Origin of the sequence: Flavobacterium sp. 270 (genome assembly GCF_004368785.1) — a bacterium.
GTDB lineage: Bacteria > Bacteroidota > Bacteroidia > Flavobacteriales > Flavobacteriaceae > Flavobacterium.
On record NZ_SODM01000004.1, the window covers coordinates 90318 to 111561 of the forward strand.

The following is a 21244-nucleotide window of genomic DNA, read 5'->3' on the forward strand; positions in this document are numbered from 1 at the left end:
GTAAATTATCTAGAGAAAATAATTTCCCGGTATTTATTTTTTTTGATAACCTCCATAGAAATTAACTGGTGACCAATCCGGAATTGCTTTTTCAATAGCAGGGTTTAGTTTTATATATTCTTTGTCACCAAAAACCACATTACCTCCTACCACTGTCAGTACAGCTGATAAATCTTTAATTTTACTTTCTTGCACGGTGAAATAATCATCCGATAATAGTATAAAATCAGCATACATTCCTTTCTCTAAAGTACCTTTTACTGCTTCCTCTTTCGATACCCAGGCACTACCTTTAGTGTATAATGAAAGTGCTTCTTGTCTTGTAAGTAAGTTATCAGGGGCGCTTAATTGCAGGCCTCCCACGGTTTTACCTGAAACCATCCAATATAAGGCAGGCCACGGATTATAGCTGGCAACTCGTGTCCCGTCTGTTCCTGCTCCGACAGGAATTCCCATTTTGATCATTAATTTCAAAGGAGGTGCATATTGGGCTTTAGCAGCTCCATATCTTTCGACAAAATATTCTCCGGCATAAGCCATTCTGGCTTGAATAGCAATTCCGCCGTTAAGGGCTTTAACTCTTTTCAACTGAGCTTCAGTAACGGTTTCTGCATGGTCAAACAACCATCTTTCTTTTGCTAATTTCCCATTGGTTTCTTTATTAACTTCTTCCAGAACATCTAATAAATTAGAGATAGTTTCACCATAGGTTGCATGAATTCTAAACGGCCAGCCACTATCAACATGCAGACGAATGACTTTTTTAATATCATTCCTCCACGATGGCCTATCTTCCAGCATAGGCTGCGGTGCTAAAAAATTTTCAAAATCCCCTGCACTCCAGGTCAGAAATTCTCCTCCTCCTTCTAACTCATAACCGTGATCCAAATGAATTTCTCCATTGTTACCCACTTTATTTGTAGCGATCCAATTTTGAAACTCTTCAAACTCTTTCCCTTTATTTTGAGGAAATAAATAATAAGACAGTCTTATAGGCATTTTACCCGCATCAGCAAGTGATTTTGTTGCGCTGTAATCTTTCGGAAAAACATGTCCTCCACCTCCGGCATCAATACCACTGGTGATGCCATATTTGTTTAATTCTCTATAAAACTGCTTGGTAGAATTTGACATTTCCTGTCCAGTCATTGGAGGTAATGCTCCTATTCCGGCGTAAAGAATGGTAGGATTTGGCTCCGCTAAAAATACTCCTGTCAATTTACCATCTGGTCCTTTTTCATACGAACTTCCTTCTGGTGGTTTTGTATTTTCATCAATTTTGAGCACTTTCATACCACTTTTATTCATCCAGGCACGGCTGTATAGAAACAATACAAATGCCGGAACATCTCCTGTCGCTTCATTGATTTCCTGAACTGTCGGAAATCTCTTTTCTTCAAATTGATAAGGACTCCAACCTCCCACTACTCTTACCCATTGCCCTTTTGGCGTTCTTGCTGCTTGTTCTTTTAACATTTGTAAAGCTTTTTTCAAGGACTTCACACCGTCCCATCTTAACTCAGCATTATAAAAACGTCCTCCTCTGGTTAAATGCAAATGAGAATCATTCAATCCGGGAATAATCGTACGTCCATTAGCATCAATGACGTTCGTTTTATCTCCTTTTAGCTTTAGCATTTCTGAACTTGTTCCAAACGCTATCACTTTTCCACCTTCTACAGCTATCGCTTCGGCCATCGTATTGTTTTTATCCATAATGGCTATTTTTCCATTGGTAACAATTAGATCAGCTGCTGCATTGTCAATTGCTTTTTTGTCTTTTTGACAAGAAAGAAATATTATTATGAGTACTAAAATTGCATATTTTCTCATTTTGACTGTTTTAAATATTATTAATCTTGTTTGATTTAATCAATGTAAAATGTCATTCCAAAACTTTTTAAGAAATTAATCTGTTTGTGAAGCTTTAATAATGACATCAGCTACAGCGTGGGGCTGGGAAATATAAACCGCATGACTTCCCTTTACATAGGTAGCATCTGTTTTTGAACGTTTGTACATTGCTTCCTGTATTTCTGTTGGAATACTCTTGTCTTCTGTTGCAATTACGCCGTAAGCAGGTTTTGATTTCCAGGCTGCATTTTTGATCGGTGTTATAAATCCTTTAGCATAAAATGCGCCTTGCGAAGCATACATAAACCCAGCATCTGCTTCACTCAAATCAGCACATATTCCCATATGATATTTGTCCTTTTCATAATAAATAATACCATTTTCATCAGCAGGTAGAATTCCACTCTCCGGTGCAGGCGGAGCAGTTTGTATCCATTGTAAAGCCGTTTCGCCGTCTCCCGGCTGAAATGCTGCCACATAAACCAATGCAGCCACATTCGGGTGGTTACCGGCTTCCGTAATTATAGCCCCGCCATATGAATGTCCTACAAGAACAGCATTACTGTCTAGTTTGTCTAAAGCCAGATGTACAGCTTTTATACCATCTTCTAATGATGTTAACGGATTATGTACCACTGTTATCTTATAACCGTTTGTATTAAGTATATCATATATACCTCTCCACCCTGAGCCATCTGCAAATGCACCATGGACAAGCACTATATTTTTTATTGTTTTCATATTATTATTTTTAAATAGTAAAGGCATTTTTTTGTGACTTTTTAATGGTAGAAATACAAAACACTGTAATTCGTTGTAACTTTAAAGCCTAATATTCAAATGGTTATTTTCTGTAAAATTTAAATTCTATTAAACCTTCACCAATCAATTCCTCTATTTGTTGAAACAAAATTACAGCTATTGAAGACGTTATTTTCTGTGAATAATTCACTATAAATTATAAAAAACTAAGATTTACAAGTTTTATCGTTTTACATTGACAAAACTTATTTTTTTGGTTGAGTTATTAAGAATAAAATATAGTGTAATACTGATTTTGGTTAGGCGTAAATAAAAAATATTGTATAAAAAAACTTCTGTTAATCATAGAAAATATGACCAACAGAAGTTTTCTAAATTAATAGTAAAGACCTTTTATAAGTTTAATCCAATTGCAATATTATTTTGCTTCCTGACTTAAAATAGCCGCGACCACAGCGGGCTGCGAGAAGAACGGTGTATGACTCGTAGGTAAAGAATATGTTTTTGTTATATTAGCACTTTTTGCCATACTTTTTTGCAAGGTCAGGCCTATGGCGTGATCATATTCGGTAAAAATATATACCTTATCTAACTTACCAAAATTGGCAGCCGTAAGTGTTACCGGAGTTGCAAGAGGTCCCAGTGGTTCTGGTTTAAAATTAGGTACCAATACATCTGCTATTTTCTTTGGTGCATCTGCGGCAAAAAAATCCAAAATGCCATTTTTAGCAATTCCTACCACACCAGATTTTTCATCTGGCTGTATGTACTGCCCAATATGAGTTTCTTTATCAGCTGCGGAAATTGAAAAAAGACTCTCTCCATTACTTGGCAAAAACGCACAAAGGTAAACTAGTTTTTTGATCTGTCCGGGAATCTGCTCAGCGGTGGCGCTGATGACCATTCCTCCAAAACTATGCCCTACCAAAGTAATGTTTTTCTTTGTTCCAATTGCTTTTTTGACAACGTCTACATAACGCTGAAGCGTCAAAGATGTTACAGGCGTATTATCATCGCCGTGACCAGGCAAATTTACCGTTATCACCTCATTACCATCTTTCTTCAGCGATGCTTCAACTTCCTTAAAGTCTTTAGCTGAAGACCATGCTCCATGCACTATAACAATTGTACTTTGGCTAGCCGTGCTAGCCTGAATTGATGTTCCGAAAGCAGTCATTAAAATGACCGCCGCTGTTGTAATTGATTTTCTCATTTTAAAAAATTTTATGGTTATATTAATTGTATTATTAAGTTTTATTTTCAATTTTATTGAATTAATTGTGTTTTAACGTTTCGTGGCTATCACATCAATATATTGATCTATTTATAAAATTATAGTGAGCGTAGTAGCTGTAAATAATATGTCCTTTCCATTACTCACATCTTTAATAAAATTTCCACTTTGAAACCATGTTCCTTCTACAGTTAAATTCAGGTATTTACTAAAAGTATAATCAAATGAAGTTCCCAATTGATTTCCTATTTTTTTTGAAGTTGAATTGGAACTGTCGAACAATACTGAAACATTTGGCTGATATATACCATCATTTACCGAAGCTCTCCAAAACATATCATAATCGATATTGAAATTTAATTTTTTTGTTAACTGAAATTCCAGATAGGGATGAATGTCAACTAAGTTTGATGGCCCAATTAAAGCAGCTAATCCAAAGTATGCCCCTCTGGGAAAAAGGGGATTAAATGTTCCTATAGTCCCGTCATTTTGAATTTTATCACCTGAGATATATTCCGCTTTTAAACCTATTTTTTGTTTTGCTTTATTCACGTCATAACTGAAAGAATTGTTGATTGAAAATGTCCAGGCACTAATTTTTTTATTGTCAAACTTCCCAAATTGATATGCAGCTTCTATATCATAATTCCAGTCAGAATAATTCGCATAAATTCTTGACCCCATTGTATTTCTATTTTCCCTGCCAGAAAAAGTATTGTAAGTACTATTGGATTTCTGAATATTTAAAATGTAGATTTCTATGTTATTAAAATATTTAATTCTATTTATACTCGCATACAAGCCAGATAGTTTTGTGTTTGCATCGATCTTATCATTAAAATTTCCAAACCTGTTTTTTACAAAATAGCCATAAAAAGCATCCGCAGAAAAATTGTTCCTATGATAAGTGATTTTCATCGCATCAAATGCCTGTCTGCTGTTTGGTCCTTCTCTAACTGAAATCAATCTTTGAGATCCATAATATAATTCCTGTCTTCCCATCCTAAAGCTTAAACTATGTACCTTAGCGTCGATAAATAACTGATGGACATCTAAAGGATTTTCTTCCAAAGGATTGGGATCTCTTCTACTAACAGAAGTACTGCTTTGTAATTGACTGAACAAACGAAACGAATTTCCTATTTTTAAATCAGCATAAAAAAGAGCTCTGTTGAGTATAAAACCATTATCGTCTCTATAACTATCGTCCCAATTTTCATTCTCAAAAAGTTGGTATTGCGTCCTGTTTTCAGCTCCAAAAAAAAGAAATGCCTGAGACTTTTTGGATATCGTTATTTGTTTGATTTTATAATAAAAACTTTGGTTTGTGCTATCAATCGAAATAACATCATTATACCTTAAAAATTTAAATTCATTCACCTGCTGTGCATAAACAGCTGAACTAAATACAATAACGAGTATCAGAAAATATTTTTTCACATTTTTTAAAATTTATTTTCATTGAAGCATGTTCCAATTTATTCCAGTATAACTATTCTCTTTTAATGAAAACTTTGTCTATAGCATATTTACCTCCACCCAAGATAAATAAGGCAAGAGCCATTCCTATCCAAAGAATGAAGTATTCGTATCCCTCTCCCTTTAGCGTTCCAAACCAATTCATAAAAAAACCATTTTTAAGATGTGTGGTAAATATCATTCCCAAAGGAAGAATTATATAGAAAAATGAAATCACTCTTGTTCCGAGTCCGATAAGGAGTGCAATCGCGCCCACGGTTTCCAGAATGATTACTAAAAAGCCCATAATCCAGGGCAATCCTACCATTTGAGTGAAGAATACCATTGTCTTCGAAAAGCCCAGACCTCCAAACAGCCCAAATAATTTTTGCATACCATGCATCAACACAACAAAACCGAGGATAAACCTTAAAATTAAAGGTGCGTATGATTCGCTTGTTTCAAATAATTTATTTTTCATAATATTTATATAGTATTTCAAACTGTAGTTACCGGTCTAACTTTTTATATATGCAGAATACATCCACACCATTTTTTCCTGTTCCCGAATATAATCACTCATCAAACTATTAGTTCCTGTATCATCTATTTCTGCAGAAAGATCAAGAATTACTCTTTGTTTAGATAAAAGGATTCCAAGAGATTCTAAAACTTTATCTACAGAATGTTGTCCGTCAATTACCTCGTTTGTTTCTAATATTGAGGCCGTTTTAAAATACTCGGTAAAATTGTGATTTGGTCTGAATCCTAATGTTAGTATTCTTTCGGCAACTTCATCAATTTTTAAAAAGAGATTATTATATAAGTCTTCAAATTTTTGATGTAATACAAAAAAATCGTCGCCTTTAATATTCCAATGATAACCTCTCACATTTTGATAAAATATTGAATAGTTAGAAAGCAAATCATTCAATTGACAGGCTAATTCTTCACTTTTTACAGCATTTAATCCTATGGCATTTAAATCGTTCATTTTTTTATTTTAAAGTGTTATGAATAAAAACATTATATATCTAATATTCGAGAATCATTTATAAAACGCCTCCAATTTAAAAATGGCATGGCGTATGATTTTAAAGTTTTATAAATCAAAAACGAAGGACTGACTTGCGTTTTTATTTTTTTAGTTTTCTGTACTTCTCTGACTGTTGCTCCTATTAAAAATGTACCCCCAGAAAAAAAATCATTTTCTATTCCTATTGAAGTTTCAATTTTACGGTCTAATACCACAACGTAGTGCCCTTCTGGTGAAATTTGAAAATCATGTTCATAATTTTCAATTACTTTTTTAAGAATAGCATTATTTGCTTCATTAGAATTTAATGTAAATCCTGATGTCACATTTAGAGATGTATCCGTAACCCAGAAATGCTTATTCTTTTCTGTGTCCAATCTTTTTGTTGTAAATTCCATGTGTACTTTTTTTGGTTATTCACTTTCTTTTATATTTTTTTATGGTGTATTGATACTATTTATCTCATCTTCAATTTCTGAATCATTGCTGCATTCAAGTTATCACTATACGCCCCATAAGCGTCGACCAATAGTCCTTTTACTCCAGACTCGGTTTGTATTGCATATAGTATTGACGAATCATCAGGATTAGAATCACCTTCAAAACGATAAAATGCATCAACATTGAATTCACTGGATTCAAATGTTTTATTCAACGTTTTACAGCTTAATGTTGAGTTACTAAGATTAAAATCAAATGTGTACCCTTCAGCTTGTTTTGTATCTATTGCCTCTGTTAGTGTATCGTAATTAGTCATTTTCTTATTTTTTTTAGTTAGTTAATACTGAGATATTTTCGGTTGTTTGCCTTTGGTATTTTATAAGATTCTTACACTCTAATTCTTAGCTTTTAAAATCTTGATTGTATGATTTCGTTTTCGATAGAGCAAAACTAATTCGAAACTCAACTTCAATTTCTATGGAAAACTTATCAAGAATTATAAATATTAAAGATTTAGGATATATACATGGCGTGATATCAAAAACAGAAATAAAATTTTTGAATTTAATAGAAAAGAGTTATTTTTGTATTGAACATTACAAAAATAATAATGCGCGGAAGACCAACAATTTTTAATGAAGAAGAGCTATTAAGAAAAGCACAAATTGTCTTTTGGGAAAAGGGATTTACTCCCACTTCACTTGAAGATCTGCTTGAAGCAATGCAGATTGGCAGCGGCAGTTTTTATAACACTTTTAAGGGAGGAAAGAAAGAACTTTTTTCCAAAGCACTTCAACTTCGAAGAAATGATTTAAAAAATTTTAAAGAACAACTTATTCAAAGTGACTCTCCTCTTGATGTATTAAAGGATTTTTTTCGATCGCTTGCGGAAACTGAACCTCATAGTCACCTGATGGGATGTCTTGTAGTTAATACTATAATAGAAATGACTTTTGTCGATACAAAATTTCAGCAGGAAGCTCTTGTTATTTTAAGAGAAATGGAGCAAATCTACATTTGGGCTATCGACAAGGCACAAAAGGAAGGAAAAATAATTAACCGGACCAGTCCTGAAATTTTAGGCCGATATCTTGTTACATTCTGGAGCGGATTAAATGTCATCAGACGTATGTATCCAGATAAAAAAATACTTGCTGCCCAAATAGAAATGCAGCTTAGCATTCTGAGCTAAGCTATTTTTTTAATCTTTTTTGTAGTGTTCAATACAAAATAATTTTACATGCTCAATAATAAAATATTAATTTAAAACAACATTCATGATTACTTACAAAAGAATTATTCCATTGCTTTTTACAGCTTTATTTCTAACTGCCTGCAACAAAGAAAGTCAGTTACAAAAAGAAAGCTCAAGTGAAAAAAATTATTTAAAGGACAATTCTAAAGGAATAAAAACAGGAGGTGTCAAAGTTGTAGAAATTACAACTCCCAAAGGCAAATTTAATGTATGGACCAAAACAATTGGAAATAATCCAAAAATCAAGGTATTACTTCTTAATGGAGGTCCGGGAGCCACACACGAATATTTTGAATGTATGGAAAGTTTCCTTCCTCAGGAAGGAATTGAATTTATTTATTATGATCAATTGGGTACCGGAAATTCTGACAACCCAAATGATCCTGCACTTTGGGATTTGCCGCGTTTTGTTGAAGAAATTGAACAGGTACGCCAGGCATTAAATCTTAATAAGGATAATTTTTATTTGTTAGGACATTCATGGGGTGGTATTCTTGCAGCAGAATATGCATTAAAATACCAACAAAATATTAAAGGTTTAATTATTTCCAATATGATGATGAGTGCCATCGATTATAGTAAATATTCTGATGTTCTTGCCAAAGAAATGGATCCAGAGGTTTTAGTCCAATTAAGAGAAATTGAAAAAAACAAAGATTATAAAAATCCAAAATATATGGAATTGCTGATTCCTAATTTCTACGCCAAACATATTATCAAAATGGATATAAGCTCATGGCCGGAACCGTTGAGCCGATCTTTCGGAAAAATTAATGAATCTCTTTATGTAACCATGCAAGGACCGAGCGAATTTGATATTTCGGGAAAACTTGAAAAATGGGATATTAAAAACCAACTCTCAAAAATTACGGTACCTACCTTATCCATAGGAGCAAAATACGATACTATGGATCCTAAACATATGGAATGGATTTCTACTCAGGTTAAAAACGGAACTTATCTTTACTGTGACAAAGGCAGCCATATGAGTATGTATGATGACCAGGAAACATATATGAAGGGTCTGATTAAATTTATAAAAGACACTGATAGTAAGCTGAATTAAAAGTATAAAAACACTATTATTAATATACTTAATGGTTTGCTTGTATAAATTTACCACATACAAATTACAAAATGATTGAAGTAGTGAATTTCCATAGCAATAGATAAATTAAACTGGACAAACCTATTTGATGAGGAGCAAAAAAAAGGAGAAAACTACGGGAATAGAAAACATTCTTTACAAGTACTTACTTGATGAAAAAGGCACTATTTTAAGTGTCAACCATCCTGTAGAAGAGATCAGGAAAGTATTATCAGATAAGATAAAAAAATCATGATTAAACTTTGAAATTTATAAATATAAAACCTCCAAAATCATAAATTTTGGAGGTTTTTTTAAAACTAAAGTAAGATGATTTTATTTGAATTTATAATTCCTGAATCTGCCTAACCATTTGGTTTGTAAATCCCCATTCGTTATCATACCACGCCATTACTTTTACAAGGTCTCCATCTACTACCCGCGTCATTTCAAGATCTACTGTCGCAGCAAACGGATTTTTTATCATATCCGAAGAAACCAAAGGTTCATCGCTTACATCGACTACTTTTTTATATCTTTCAGTTTTAGCTTCCTCTGCCAGAATGGTATTAATTTCTTCTACAGAAGTTGGACGTTCTGTAACAAACGTAATGTCTGATATTGAACCAATCGGCACAGGAACTCGTACTGCAATGCCATCAAATTTGCCAACATATTCGGGAAGTGCTTTTGTGACAGCAATGGCTGCTCCTGTTGCTGCAGGTGCAGAATTTATTGCTGCTCCACGTCCCATGCGGGGCTCTCTTTTTGATGGTGCATCTACCAGCGTTTGAGATGCTGTGTAAGCATGTGTTGTATTAAGAATGGCCTTTTTTACACCAATTCTGCGTCCCAAAATTTCTATAATCGGTCCAATATTATTAGTGGTGCAGCTCGCACATGAAAAAATAGCCACTTTCCCTTCTTCAGTATTTACTCCATGTACAATTGTTGGAGTATCTTTTGTTGGTCCTGATATCACCACAAACTTTGCGCCTGCAGCTATGTGTTTCTCTGCATCTGGTTTATTGGTAAAAAATCCGGTGCTTTCTATTACAACCTCAGCTTTTAATGATGCCCATGGTAATTCTGCGGGGTCTTTTATCGCGGTATATCTTATTGACTTACCTTCGACAATGATGTAATCACCATTAATTGTAACCTCTTTGTCAAATCTGCCGTATATACTGTCATACTTTAAAAGATATACTGCATTCTCAATACTCATAAGATCATTGATTCCGACAACTTCCAGCCCTGGAGTATCTAATATAATTTTGAGAGCTGCTCTTCCAATACGGCCAAAGCCATTAATTCCTATACTTTTCATTTTTAAATTTTAATGGTTAACACTATTTTATAAGATTTAATCTAAAGATACCAAATTTTAATATCAGTGATTAACAAAATACAAATTAACTAATTGACAATCAATTAATTTACTCTAAAAAACCACAAGTTATGTGCGATACTAAGACATTGTAAAGAAATAAACAGCTATTAAACCACCAATCACTATAATTAATTTCCTGACAAGTTCCTGATTCAAATGGCGTGAAAATACTGCACCGTAATAGCCTCCTATAATTCCTCCAATGGTCAGTACAATTGTTATTTTCCAGTCTATTAAGCCGGAAAACACAAAACATAATGCCGCAATTCCGTTATTTACGGCAACCATTAAAACTTTTAGGCCATTCATTTCATTTAGTTCTTTCATCCCATAAAGGGTAAAAAGTGTTAGAATCATAATTCCTATTCCAGCATTAAAATAGCCTCCGTAAAAATTAATCAAGAATAATGGTATCAGTTTTTTGTGTGAATATTCAAAATGCTCACTTGCAGTAGTAACTTTTTGGAAATATCCAAGTATGGGTTTACTAAAAGCAAATGTACCCCAAGATATAAGATGAAAGTAAGGAACAAGAGACTTAAAGGTTTTAGGATCTGTCATGACCATTACCACCGCTCCGCATAATCCGCCGATTCCGCTGATTAGTAAAATAATTTTCAAATCTTTTGACACTATACGAATATCGTTTTTAAACGCCTTGACACTCGCAACATTTCCAAACCACATCGATACACAAGTCATAGCATTAGCTCGTATGGAAGTTACTCCATTTAAAACTAAACTTGGAAACACAATAAATCCACCGCCTCCGGCAAATGCGTTTACAGCCCCGCCTACTACAGCGGCTAAGAATAACAGCCCAAATTGCAGATAATTTTCCATTTTTAGTTTTGTTGTAGTGATTCGTAATAACTAATAATTTCCCTGGCGATTTCAGTTCCAAATTCTTCTAAGGCAAAGTGACCAGTAGGATAAAAAACCAACTTAGAATCCGGCAGATCATTATGAATAGCCAATGCTCCTTCCTTTTTAAACACTTCATCATTTCCCCCCCAAACGATTAATGTCGGAAATTGTGATTTTCTAATTCTTTCCTGCCATGCCGGATAAAAAGCCAGATTATTTCCGTAGTCTTTTTTAATTAATAAATGAATCTTTTTTAATCCTGCTCTCTGCATTAAAAATTCATCTATCATATAGGATTCCGGAGCAATCTTAGACAGATCGGAAACACCAGTAAGATATTCCCATCTAATATATTCGGGTTCAACTAGCCTTGCCAGTTTTGCATGATTTTCTTTTGTATCATCATTGAAAAAAATCATTGCGTTCTTAATTCCATCTCCAAGACCTTCTTCATATATATTCCCGTTCTGAAAAATGAGCATATCAACTACTGCCGGATTTTTTGCAATTACATGCATCAAGACAGGAGCTCCATAATCAAAAAGATAAAAGCTCGTTTTCTTAATATTTAGTTTGGTCAAAAAACCTGTTACAATCCTGGCAAAATTTTCAAAAGTATATTCAAATACATCTTTTGATGGAACTGCACTAAAGCCAAAGCCTGGTAAATCGGGAGCAAGAATATGAAATCGTTCAGAGAGCACCGGAATAACATTCCTAAACATATGTGATGAAGAAGGATATCCATGAAGTAACAATAGATTTGGTTTTGCCTCATCTCCTGCTTCCCTGTAAAAAATTTCCGTTCCGTTTACATTAATGCTTTTATGAACAACTGAATTTACTTGCTCCTCGATAGATTTATTAGTCATTTATTTTTCTTAAATGATTAATTTTTAGCTGTTTTTCTTTTAAGAAAATCTTTTATAAGTTCTGAAATCTCATCACCAAAACTTTCCAGTGCAAAATGTCCGGTTGGGAATAAATGGAACTCAAGATTCTTAACATCTTTTTTGAACGCTTCAGCACCTACACCTGGAAAAATATAATCATCTTTTCCATATACGATCAGCATTTCAGGATTGTATTTTCTAAAATATTCCTGCCATTCCGGATATAAGGGTACATTGGTTCTGTAATCGTAAAAAAGTGCCAATTGAATATCACCATTTTCAGGGCGTCCTAAGTGTCTTAAATCGACCTCCCAGTTGTCTGGAGAAACTACCGAAGTATCCGGAACGTTGTGTGTATATTGCCATTTTAGTCCGTCAGGAGCGTGAAAAGTGCTTAATGTAGCAGCAGCTTCTTTGTCATTTCTATCTTTCCAAAGTGCTCTAAACGGATCCCAGAAAGTTTCAAGACCTTCCTCATAAGCACAACCGTTTTGTACAATCAGCGTCTCGATACTGTCCGGATTTCTGCTTGCAATTCTAAAACCAACCGGCGCACCATAATCCATTAAATAAAGACTGAATTTTTTGATACCCAGTTCATCTAATAACGTTTTAACAATAGTACTGAAGTTTTCAAAAGTATAATCGAAATCAGCTATTGGAGGCTGTTCACTTCTTCCATAACCTGGATAATCCGGAGCAATTACATGAAAATCATCTGCAAGATAATTGATCAAATTGCGGAACATGTGTGATGACGTTGGATAACCATGTAATAAAACCAGTGTTGGCTTTTGTTTATCTCCTGCTTCTCTGTAGAAAATTTCTACACCGTTGATTTTTTTTGTGTGGTAACTTGTTTTCATAATTTTAATTTTAATAGGGTTATTTTAATTTGTTTCTATTCTTCAATCAAATAAACTTTCTGTCACTATCATTTATAGACAGATCATTTATACTGGCAAATCTTTTTTTCATCAGGCCATCTTCATCAAATTCCCAATTTTCATTTCCGTACGCTCTAAACCATTGTCCGTTTACATCACGATATTCATACTCAAACCTCACAGCAATGCGATTCCCTGTATGTGCCCAGTATTCTTTTTTTAGTTTGTAATCAAGTTCTCGCTCCCACTTATCAGACAGAAAATCAATAATTTCCTGGCGGCCGTTTATAAATAAGTGACGATTTCTCCATTCGCAATCTATGGTGTAAGCCTGCGCTACTCTTTCAGGATCGCGGCTGTTCCATCCATCTTCTGCTAACTGTATCTTTTCCAGTGCCGTTTCTAGTGTAAATGGCGGTAGCGGGAATTTTTTCATATCTATATTATTTATTGGTTAATTATATTGATGAATTTTATTAAAGATCAAATGATTGCAGGCATCTAATAATCATTCTAAATACCCTTCTTGTAGATCCTTTGATTATTTAAAGCAAAATTATAGCAGTAGAAAGACGTACTAACTGTGAAAAATTCACTAAAAATTATAATAATCCTAGATTTGGATAATTTTTTAAATTTTGAGTGAGAAGTGACAATGCAAAATTTTTAAAGTGATGCGCTTTCTTAAAAATAATTTTAGTCCATAAATTTTTAGGTAACATAAACTATCATTTATATAAGAAACTTACTACAATATATCTTTAAGGGCCTAAAAAAAGTCTTCGTGTAGTCTTAAATCTTTAAATTTTATAATTTTAAGTCCAAATTGCTGCCTGCCTATTATTATTATTTTATGCAATTTTGAAAAAAATTAGTAAACAATTTAAAGCTAAAAAATTGTATACAAGCCTATTATAATGACACCACAGCTAACCACTTTAAGTAAACTAAAAGATTGTCTGGCATTTATGAAGCAGCCTGATAACTATTTGAACGATACCGATTTTACCGTTCTGAAAATACATGAATTGGACATACTAACTCCCTGTCATTCACCAACTTTTCGTCCTGAATTTTATAATTTAACGATTATTGTCAACGGATCCGGTACATGTATGGTAGGGAACGATACATTTGAACTTCGTTCCAACCATATATTTATTTCCCGGCCTGATTCATTCTTATCCTGCAGGTGGAACAATATTGTCAAGGTGTATAATATATGTTTCAGCAAGGATTTTGTTTTAGAATATTTTCCTGAAGGTATCGATACTATTATGGATTCAGACAAGAGCAATGGCTTTATGCAATCGCTGACAAAAAAAAACATGCTTTATTTCGAGCAGATCTGTATTGAAATTCACACTATTTTGAATTCGACTACATCTTACAAACAGGAATTAATTGCCAATCTGACCCTTAACCTATTATATATAATTCAGCTCCAGTTAAGAAATCGAAAAAAACAGAATATCAGAACAGACAAATATCATCCCATTATAATTGCCTTTCGTCAAAATCTTGAAGATAATTTCAATAGTCTTCTTGCAGGCAAAAACGCTTCTGTTTTAAGAACCAAAGAGCATGCGCAATTACTTAATCTTAATGAAAATTACCTTTGCAGACTAATTAGTAATGCTACAAATAGAACTGTTAACGACTGGATCAACGATAAACTAATTGATGAGATTAATTATCTTTTAAAACATTCTGACAAATCAGTAAGAGAAATTGCAGGAATGTTTGCCTTTAATGATATGACAACTTTTCACAGCTATTTTAAATCCCAGACTTTACTGGCACCCGGCTTTATCAGGAAAGAATTTATTATGAATCAATTTGAAAAATAAAATATCTTTAATAAAAAATTAATAACCATATAATTCTATGCCCGCTCCCTTTTCTAACCGTTATTACCTGAAAATCTACACGCGTAAAATTATTATTTAAATATTAAGTCCTTAGAAAATGGAAAACGACAAAAAACCAAAATTTACTGATTTTTACGAAACAGTGGAAATCATGGGCAATGAATTATCAAACGGACACTTGGGAGATGAGGAATTTTCTTTTGTGAACTCACGCCTGCTGCATCGGGACCATACATTTCCGTGGAGCACTCCTTTATTTTATACTACCTTTTTTTCAATAGGATTTCTTATAGAAGCCCAGGGTAAAATTATTGTTGACAAACAGCCATTTACTATTAAACCGGGAATGTTTTTTGTAAACAAGCCAGGAGAGCTCCAGCAGTTAACCTGGTATTCTGTTACTGAATCATACGGCTTGCTCTTTACAGAAAATTTCATTTCAAAATATGGCGGAATTTCAATTTACAAGACCTTTCCATTTTTACTCTTTGAAAGACAGGTTCCTTTGCAAACCTCAAAAGAATTTAGAGCTGAACTGAAAAAAATACTTCTGCTAATAGTGGAGGAACTACAAAGAGACTCCCCTTTACAAAAAAAGATATGCGCCAATTTACTGACCAGATTTTTATTGAAAATTAAACAGGAATATTGGGAAGGGTATAAGATCCATACTACGCCAGATCGTAATCCAGATATTCTAAAGGATTTTACACAAAATTTAGAATACCATTATGATCAATTATTACAGGGCAAAATTAATAGAACGCTTTACATAAAAGATTACGCTGAAATGCAGCAACTCCATGAAAATTACCTCTCAAGTGTCTTAAAAGAAAAAACCGGAAAAACTGGCGGACAGTTAATCGCGGAAAAAACACTCAGCACTGCTAAAATTTTGATGGAGGATTCTCGCCATTCAATAAAGGAAATCGCTTATATGCTTGGTTTTTCCTACATGTCGTATTTCAGTATTTTCTTTAAGAAACATACTGGATTGTCACCGGCTGATTATCGAAAAAGAAACACAAAAGGATAAAACCACATAGTAAAGAAATCTTATCCACTTTAATCTAAGGTTATTGTATTAAAGTCAACTCATAAGAATCTGTGAGTTAAGCAATCCGAATATAACTTCTGTCGTGAGTTTTAACTCAACTGATTACCAGCTTGGACGGATGTTTACACTATCGCCTCTGTAGATGTGCATTAGTTCATTTTGGGATTCATTAAAATCATTTCTTACTGCAATGGCAGTTTTATTTGTTTGCTTTTTATAGAAATTGTAAAACTGTTTAAGTTCAGCAAACGCATACAACTCAGCTATCTCCTTCATAGACTTATCTGTATTTTTAAGAAGATATGTAATTTCATCAATCAATTTTGTGTTTATCCACTGATTGATTGTCCTGCCAGAACTTTTACTTATAATTTTGGCCAGATTATTTTCGCTTAAATTTAGTAACCCCGCATGTTCCCGTCCACGAAATAAGAAATCAATTTCTCCAGATGCAAGCATGTTAAAATTCTTGTCCATATTTCTGCAGAAAGCACTAAAAATAACATCGTTTTTTTCATTTTGATTTTCTATCTGCAATGTATCCTGACGTTGTTGAATGAGTAAAAGAATATGAATAAGAAGGTTTGAAATCATTTCATATCTGAAGGCTGTCATAGAAACCGCTTCATTATAAATTTCCAAGCAAAGGTCTTCAAACTGAGAAATATCTTTTTTACTAAAAAGATAATTTATTCCATTGCAGTTGTCCATTTCCAAAAAGTCATCCATACCTAGCGGTAAATTTTTTTCAATGAAATACCTGCTGAAACTAATATTATAAACAGTAATCATTTTAGTCCAGCCACTAGAGAAATATACATCTGGCCGCTTCATGAAAACATTTCCTGGTCCAACTTCAAAAACTTCATTTCCCGATACTAAAGTGCCTTCTCCATCCAGAACAATCATGATAGTATAAAAATCAGGTCTGAATGTTGGCGTTAAATAAGGCATTTTTAATCCCATCTCATGTATTTTGAGAATAGCAAAATCATCTGTATCATTATAGGAGTAAACAGGTAAGTTCATAAAAGCGAGCATATCGCATAGTTTTTTCAAAGTGGTTAATTCTGGTTTCATACTACTTTAACTGGTTTAAATTCTAATTTGCAAAGTTAAAACTTGATAAATTTACTAAAACATCTCATATTCACAAATTAAAGAATATCACTTGTGTAACGAGAATCTTAAGATATCCAGTTTTTTTACATTTAAAAATATATTTTAAATATTCAATTAAATATCAAGTTATATGGTCTTATTTTGTTCCTGTCACAACACAGCCAAATGGCGCCAATTGAAGACAATTGGACGCCTTTTTTTGTAACCTGACTAATTTAGTATGCTAAGGAATAGTAATATACCATGTTTACTGCATCAGTATAAAAGGTGCATAATTAATAAAGCTGAAAGGCCCGCTACAGTAATTGGGCCTGAATATGCAGTTCTCCAAAATAAAAAGGGCTGTCCGGCAGCCTAGCCCTGATAGCAGTTGAAATACTTTTGTGCCGGACCCTGCACAAAAGATTGGAACGTATAGCGGGAAAAAGCTCCCTAAAAAAATAGTATATACAATTGAGAATAATGATTGCTCTGAACTAAATTCCGCCAGCAGCCCTTAACAATCCATTAACGTAATCTCTATTAATCCATACCCTGCAGCATTATGCTCGGCTTTTGTACAATTAAAAAACAGCCTTATTTTAAATTATTAAGCTGCTCCTGTACTTTTTTGTGCCTCTCACTGCCCGTTCCGGAGCAGTCAGACAAAGGCCTTTCATCCATCATCAAATGAAAATCCACGATCACTTCTTTTTTATTATAGATATCGATGTAATCGGTCTCAACTGCCAGGTAGGGATAGACCACAGCTTGCAGGTAAAATGAATTACTCTGCAGGTTTCGGGTCCTGAAAGAATATTCACCCTGCTGGGTGGTAAAAAATTTAAAACAGCCGTCGGTCAATTGTGAACTCCTGAGGGGTTTGCGAGTTTTTACATCAAGGACGTGCTCGCGAATAGTTACGCTTGTCTCGTCCTTTATCAGAAAATCAACAGTCTCCGGTGTACTGCCCGGCTACCCTTTACCTATAGTCACAGTATATCCTCCTTTGTTATTAGTCGGGATCAATTTTGTCTGCACAATAGAACATCCGCTCATACACCAACCAACCAATAGTAAAACGATATTTTTATGTTTTTTCATGATACATATATTAGCATCCTGCTTTTTTACCTTTTTGAGCTTTGACATTACCCAGATCATCTTGCCCCTGAACTCAATTTCAACGGTATTGGATATTCTTTTTCTGTCTGCCTCAGGCAACTTCATCAATGCATCGGTTTCTATAAGCCCGTCCCCCCCAGGCCATATATTTATAAAATTGTTTATCCAAATTATAACCTTTACTGAGGCCATAAGCCTCAAAGGCATCTGCAAAAGATTTTACAAAGCTCCTTGCAATTTCTTCAATCTGCGCCGCATTTAATTTTTATACTTTGTCAAATAAATTTTATCTTCAAAAAGATAGATCTCAATATTTAAAAATGTTTCAGAATTGTCGTGTTTAACCGCAAAATTATAATAACCGCTGTCTCTTTCATAACGTGATTCAGATCGGCGTTCTAAATTCATAAACTCAAAACTTACTTTATAAGATCCGGGTCTGAGTGGATAAAAGAGGAAATGGACTTTCCTTTTACTTTCCTTGACAACTTCCAAACTTTCATTATGACTGTTATCTGGTAAAATAGCCTCAATTACTTTTTTAGGCATAAAGCTGTTGCAGAATTCATCAATTTTTCCTGCCTGAAGTAAATCTGCCAGATATTCGCCTTTTTTTATTGGATCTTCAATACTAGCCGACATCAAAATCGGGGTACTTTTTTCTATACTCTTTTTTGTCCAAAACGATACAGTATCTGCAAGTATCAATCGGTTTTCAAAAAATCCAATTTCAGGGAAAAAAATTCTTATCGTTTTACTATTTTTTTCAAAATTAAAACCATTTTTTATCGATCTGTAAAGTAGTTGATCTCCAAATTTCTTGTACACCCATCTAAAATTTTCAGAAATTAAATCCGATCGTTTCACATTGTAAAACCTCAGTGTGTCCAAAATCATAGAAAGCTTTTTCTGATTAAGACTGTCAACCTTTTTTGCATAAGATTCTATATAATATTTCTTGCCTGAAAATGGTACATACTTAAGTTTATTACTCATGCCAGACAACGAATGAGCTTTTAAATAAGCATTAAATGCATTATCATCATTAACACAATCCAAAAGATCATACAGTACACAATTGGGTAGTTTAGTCTGTGCGGATACAAAATTGAAACTGTAAAAAAAGGTAATCATATAAACATAAAACAATTTTAAAGCCATAGAAGAAATTGTATTAATTATTCATCGTTGTCAAATTCTTTATACCAAAAAACATATAATGCTTTTTTGTGGGGGAATATGCTGACAAATATAAAAATTAAATACAAAGGGATTTTTTTTAATTACAGAGGGACTTGATACTATTTCTGCCTCAAAAAGCTGAGGCCAATTAAGAATCTAAATCTTGAGATTTACAAGTTTTAATTTTCGTCGCATAATCGTCGCAAATCATTTTTGGAGTTGCCTTCAATTTACCACAAAAACATAAGGCATTTTTTATCATATTTTTACTTGTATAATTTTTATGGCAGAATCGTGGCATAGCACTTGGCAAAAAATCAAAAAATCTGCATTGCCAAGGTTTGGGGAATGATGATTCGAATATTTAAAGGATTTATTTTTAAATAAGATTAGAGTTACAGCCAAAATTTGATCTAAATTGTTAGGATATTCTTTATATATTTTTATCTGTTTATTGTTACAGAAAAACCGCGGGATAGCGTTTTCAATTAACCAGAAAGCTCGATGAGTACTTATGCTTTAGCCAAAACAACGAGATGCTCTATAATACTTTCGATAAAGTATACACTATCTATGATGTAATGTTTGTTCTCAAAACCATTATGTATACTGCCCATTTTGGTGGACGAATAAACAAAACGAATTAGGACGTTTAAACAAAATAGTCGCTTATTATACCTTTTACCTTTGTCCATTATAATAATTAAAATTAAAAAAAATGGAACAGAATAATTATCAGGGCGCTTTACAAAAATCTATCCATTCTGGATTTAACGCAGCATCAACAACAATGGAAGTTATAAAAGGAATTGATCTAACAGGAAAAACGGCTATTGTAACGGGTGGAAATACTGGTCTTGGCTTAGAAACTGTAAAAACACTTTCAGCTGCAGGAGCATCAATCATTGTACCTGCAAGGAATGTAGAAAAAGCAGAAAGAAATCTGCAGGGAATTTTCAATGTTACTATAGAAGAAATGGATTTAATGAATCCTGATTCTATCAGCATTTTTGCCCAAAAATATATAGATTCTGGCAGACCGCTTCACTTACTCATTAACAATGCCGGAATTATGTGGGTCCCGCTTCGCAGGGACAGACGTGGTTATGAATCACAGCTGGCTACTAATTATCTGGCCTTGTTCCAGCTTACTGCTAAATTATGGCCTGCTTTGAAAAAAGCTGAAGGCGCAAGAGTAGTCAATGTATCGTCTGGCGGGCATCAGTTTTCTAATTTTAATTTTGAGGATCCCAATTTCCTTTTACGCGAATACGAAACACTTCAAGCGTACGGTCAGTCCAAAACAGCAGTCAATCTTTTTTCATTAGAATTAGACAACCGTGCCAAATCCTATGATGTACGCAGTTATTCGCTATGTCCCGGCGCTGTTGGAGGAACAGAATTAGGCAGAGAAGCACCTGTTGATTTATTTCAAAAGCTGGGTTTCAGCGATGCAGAAGGTAATATACTGCCGGAAGTTGCCGCTTCGTTAAAAACCGTTGAACAGGGTGCTGCCACAACAGTCTGGGCAGCTACAAGTCCGCTTCTAAATACAATCGGCGGGGTTTATTGCGAGAACGCAGATATCGCTGAATTGCGTTCTGACACCTCAGTGATCGGAGGGGTCAAACCTTATTCCCTAGATCAAGAAAATGCAGAAAGATTGTGGAAATTAAGCGAGAATCTAACAGGAATAAAATTTAATATTCGTTAATATTTGTATCTTTATACCACATCAGTA

At 33.9% G+C, this 21244-nt stretch carries 21 protein-coding genes; 5 read left to right on the forward strand and 16 right to left on the reverse strand.

The features are described 5' to 3' along the window. Positions 1 to 33 precede the first annotated feature (33 nt). From EV144_RS15260 to EV144_RS15295, 8 genes are all read right to left on the reverse strand, one after another. Positions 34 to 1833, reverse strand: a complete 1800-nt coding sequence (locus tag EV144_RS15260) for an amidohydrolase (RefSeq protein ID WP_134150032.1) — start codon at positions 1831 to 1833, stop codon at positions 34 to 36. Positions 1834 to 1908: 75 nt separating this feature from the next. After that, positions 1909 to 2574 carry an alpha/beta hydrolase gene (locus EV144_RS15265; protein WP_243854680.1) on the reverse strand — a complete coding sequence of 222 codons (666 nt, stop codon included), beginning with the start codon at positions 2572 to 2574 and terminating at the stop codon, positions 1909 to 1911. A 460-nt stretch (positions 2575 to 3034) separates the two neighbouring features. Continuing rightward, entirely contained in the window at positions 3035 to 3829 is a 795-nt protein-coding gene (locus tag EV144_RS15270; RefSeq protein ID WP_134150034.1) for an alpha/beta fold hydrolase, read from the reverse strand. A 111-nt stretch (positions 3830 to 3940) separates the two neighbouring features. Continuing rightward, on the reverse strand, positions 3941 to 5290 hold the full coding sequence (locus EV144_RS15275; RefSeq protein ID WP_166670586.1) for an alginate export family protein: 1350 nt from the start codon (positions 5288 to 5290) through the stop codon (positions 3941 to 3943). A gap of 52 nt (positions 5291 to 5342) precedes the next feature. After that, entirely contained in the window at positions 5343 to 5789 is a 447-nt protein-coding gene (locus tag EV144_RS15280) for a DoxX family protein (protein ID WP_134150036.1), read from the reverse strand. A gap of 36 nt (positions 5790 to 5825) precedes the next feature. Then, the gene (locus tag EV144_RS15285; RefSeq protein WP_134150037.1) at positions 5826 to 6302 is read right to left on the reverse strand and encodes a Dps family protein; all 477 of its coding nucleotides are present in this window, start codon (positions 6300 to 6302) and stop codon (positions 5826 to 5828) included. A gap of 32 nt (positions 6303 to 6334) precedes the next feature. Continuing rightward, the gene (locus EV144_RS15290) at positions 6335 to 6742 is read right to left on the reverse strand and encodes a hypothetical protein (protein ID WP_134150038.1); all 408 of its coding nucleotides are present in this window, start codon (positions 6740 to 6742) and stop codon (positions 6335 to 6337) included. A gap of 59 nt (positions 6743 to 6801) precedes the next feature. Then, complete coding sequence (locus EV144_RS15295; protein ID WP_134150039.1) at positions 6802 to 7101, reverse strand: phosphoribosylpyrophosphate synthetase; 300 nt, start codon at positions 7099 to 7101, stop codon at positions 6802 to 6804. Between the two features lie 294 nt (positions 7102 to 7395). Here EV144_RS15295 and EV144_RS15300 point away from each other — a divergent pair, with 294 nt between their 5' ends. Next, complete coding sequence (locus EV144_RS15300; RefSeq protein WP_134150040.1) at positions 7396 to 7977, forward strand: TetR/AcrR family transcriptional regulator; 582 nt, start codon at positions 7396 to 7398, stop codon at positions 7975 to 7977. 85 nt (positions 7978 to 8062) lie between these two features. Further along, positions 8063 to 9106 carry a proline iminopeptidase-family hydrolase gene (locus EV144_RS15305; protein ID WP_134150041.1) on the forward strand — a complete coding sequence of 348 codons (1044 nt, stop codon included), beginning with the start codon at positions 8063 to 8065 and terminating at the stop codon, positions 9104 to 9106. 367 nt (positions 9107 to 9473) lie between these two features. On the opposite strand, the gene EV144_RS15310 is transcribed toward EV144_RS15305, so the two are convergent. From EV144_RS15310 to EV144_RS15330, 5 genes are all read right to left on the reverse strand, one after another. Next, the gene (locus EV144_RS15310) at positions 9474 to 10457 is read right to left on the reverse strand and encodes a type I glyceraldehyde-3-phosphate dehydrogenase (RefSeq protein WP_134150042.1); all 984 of its coding nucleotides are present in this window, start codon (positions 10455 to 10457) and stop codon (positions 9474 to 9476) included. 141 nt (positions 10458 to 10598) lie between these two features. Next, positions 10599 to 11363: a sulfite exporter TauE/SafE family protein gene (locus EV144_RS15315; RefSeq protein WP_134150043.1), complete on the reverse strand. Its 765-nt coding sequence runs from the start codon at positions 11361 to 11363 to the stop codon at positions 10599 to 10601. Positions 11364 to 11365: 2 nt separating this feature from the next. Then, positions 11366 to 12259, reverse strand: a complete 894-nt coding sequence (locus EV144_RS15320; RefSeq protein ID WP_134150044.1) for an alpha/beta fold hydrolase — start codon at positions 12257 to 12259, stop codon at positions 11366 to 11368. A 17-nt stretch (positions 12260 to 12276) separates the two neighbouring features. Next, a complete protein-coding gene (locus EV144_RS15325) occupies positions 12277 to 13146 on the reverse strand; it encodes an alpha/beta fold hydrolase (RefSeq protein ID WP_134150045.1) in 870 nt (289 codons plus the stop codon). Positions 13147 to 13192: 46 nt separating this feature from the next. Then, a complete protein-coding gene (locus EV144_RS15330; protein WP_208326860.1) occupies positions 13193 to 13603 on the reverse strand; it encodes a nuclear transport factor 2 family protein in 411 nt (136 codons plus the stop codon). 481 nt (positions 13604 to 14084) lie between these two features. On the opposite strand from EV144_RS15330, the gene EV144_RS15335 reads away from it, so the two are divergent. Continuing rightward, the gene (locus tag EV144_RS15335; RefSeq protein WP_134150047.1) at positions 14085 to 15017 is read left to right on the forward strand and encodes an AraC family transcriptional regulator; all 933 of its coding nucleotides are present in this window, start codon (positions 14085 to 14087) and stop codon (positions 15015 to 15017) included. A gap of 118 nt (positions 15018 to 15135) precedes the next feature. Then, positions 15136 to 16074: an AraC family transcriptional regulator gene (locus EV144_RS15340; RefSeq protein WP_134150048.1), complete on the forward strand. Its 939-nt coding sequence runs from the start codon at positions 15136 to 15138 to the stop codon at positions 16072 to 16074. Between the two features lie 123 nt (positions 16075 to 16197). Here EV144_RS15340 and EV144_RS15345 read toward each other — a convergent pair whose 3' ends face one another. The 3 genes from EV144_RS15345 to EV144_RS15355 all read right to left on the reverse strand — a co-directional run bounded on the left by EV144_RS15345 (position 16198) and on the right by EV144_RS15355 (position 19455). Next, the gene (locus EV144_RS15345) at positions 16198 to 17175 is read right to left on the reverse strand and encodes an AraC family transcriptional regulator (RefSeq protein ID WP_134150049.1); all 978 of its coding nucleotides are present in this window, start codon (positions 17173 to 17175) and stop codon (positions 16198 to 16200) included. A 996-nt stretch (positions 17176 to 18171) separates the two neighbouring features. Beyond that, on the reverse strand, positions 18172 to 18528 hold the full coding sequence (locus EV144_RS15350) for a hypothetical protein (protein ID WP_134150050.1): 357 nt from the start codon (positions 18526 to 18528) through the stop codon (positions 18172 to 18174). Positions 18529 to 18579: 51 nt separating this feature from the next. Continuing rightward, positions 18580 to 19455: a hypothetical protein gene (locus tag EV144_RS15355; RefSeq protein WP_134150051.1), complete on the reverse strand. Its 876-nt coding sequence runs from the start codon at positions 19453 to 19455 to the stop codon at positions 18580 to 18582. A gap of 766 nt (positions 19456 to 20221) precedes the next feature. Between EV144_RS15355 and EV144_RS15360 the strand changes: the two genes are divergently transcribed. Then, on the forward strand, positions 20222 to 21217 hold the full coding sequence (locus EV144_RS15360) for an SDR family NAD(P)-dependent oxidoreductase (protein ID WP_134150052.1): 996 nt from the start codon (positions 20222 to 20224) through the stop codon (positions 21215 to 21217). Positions 21218 to 21244: the final 27 nt, after the last annotated feature.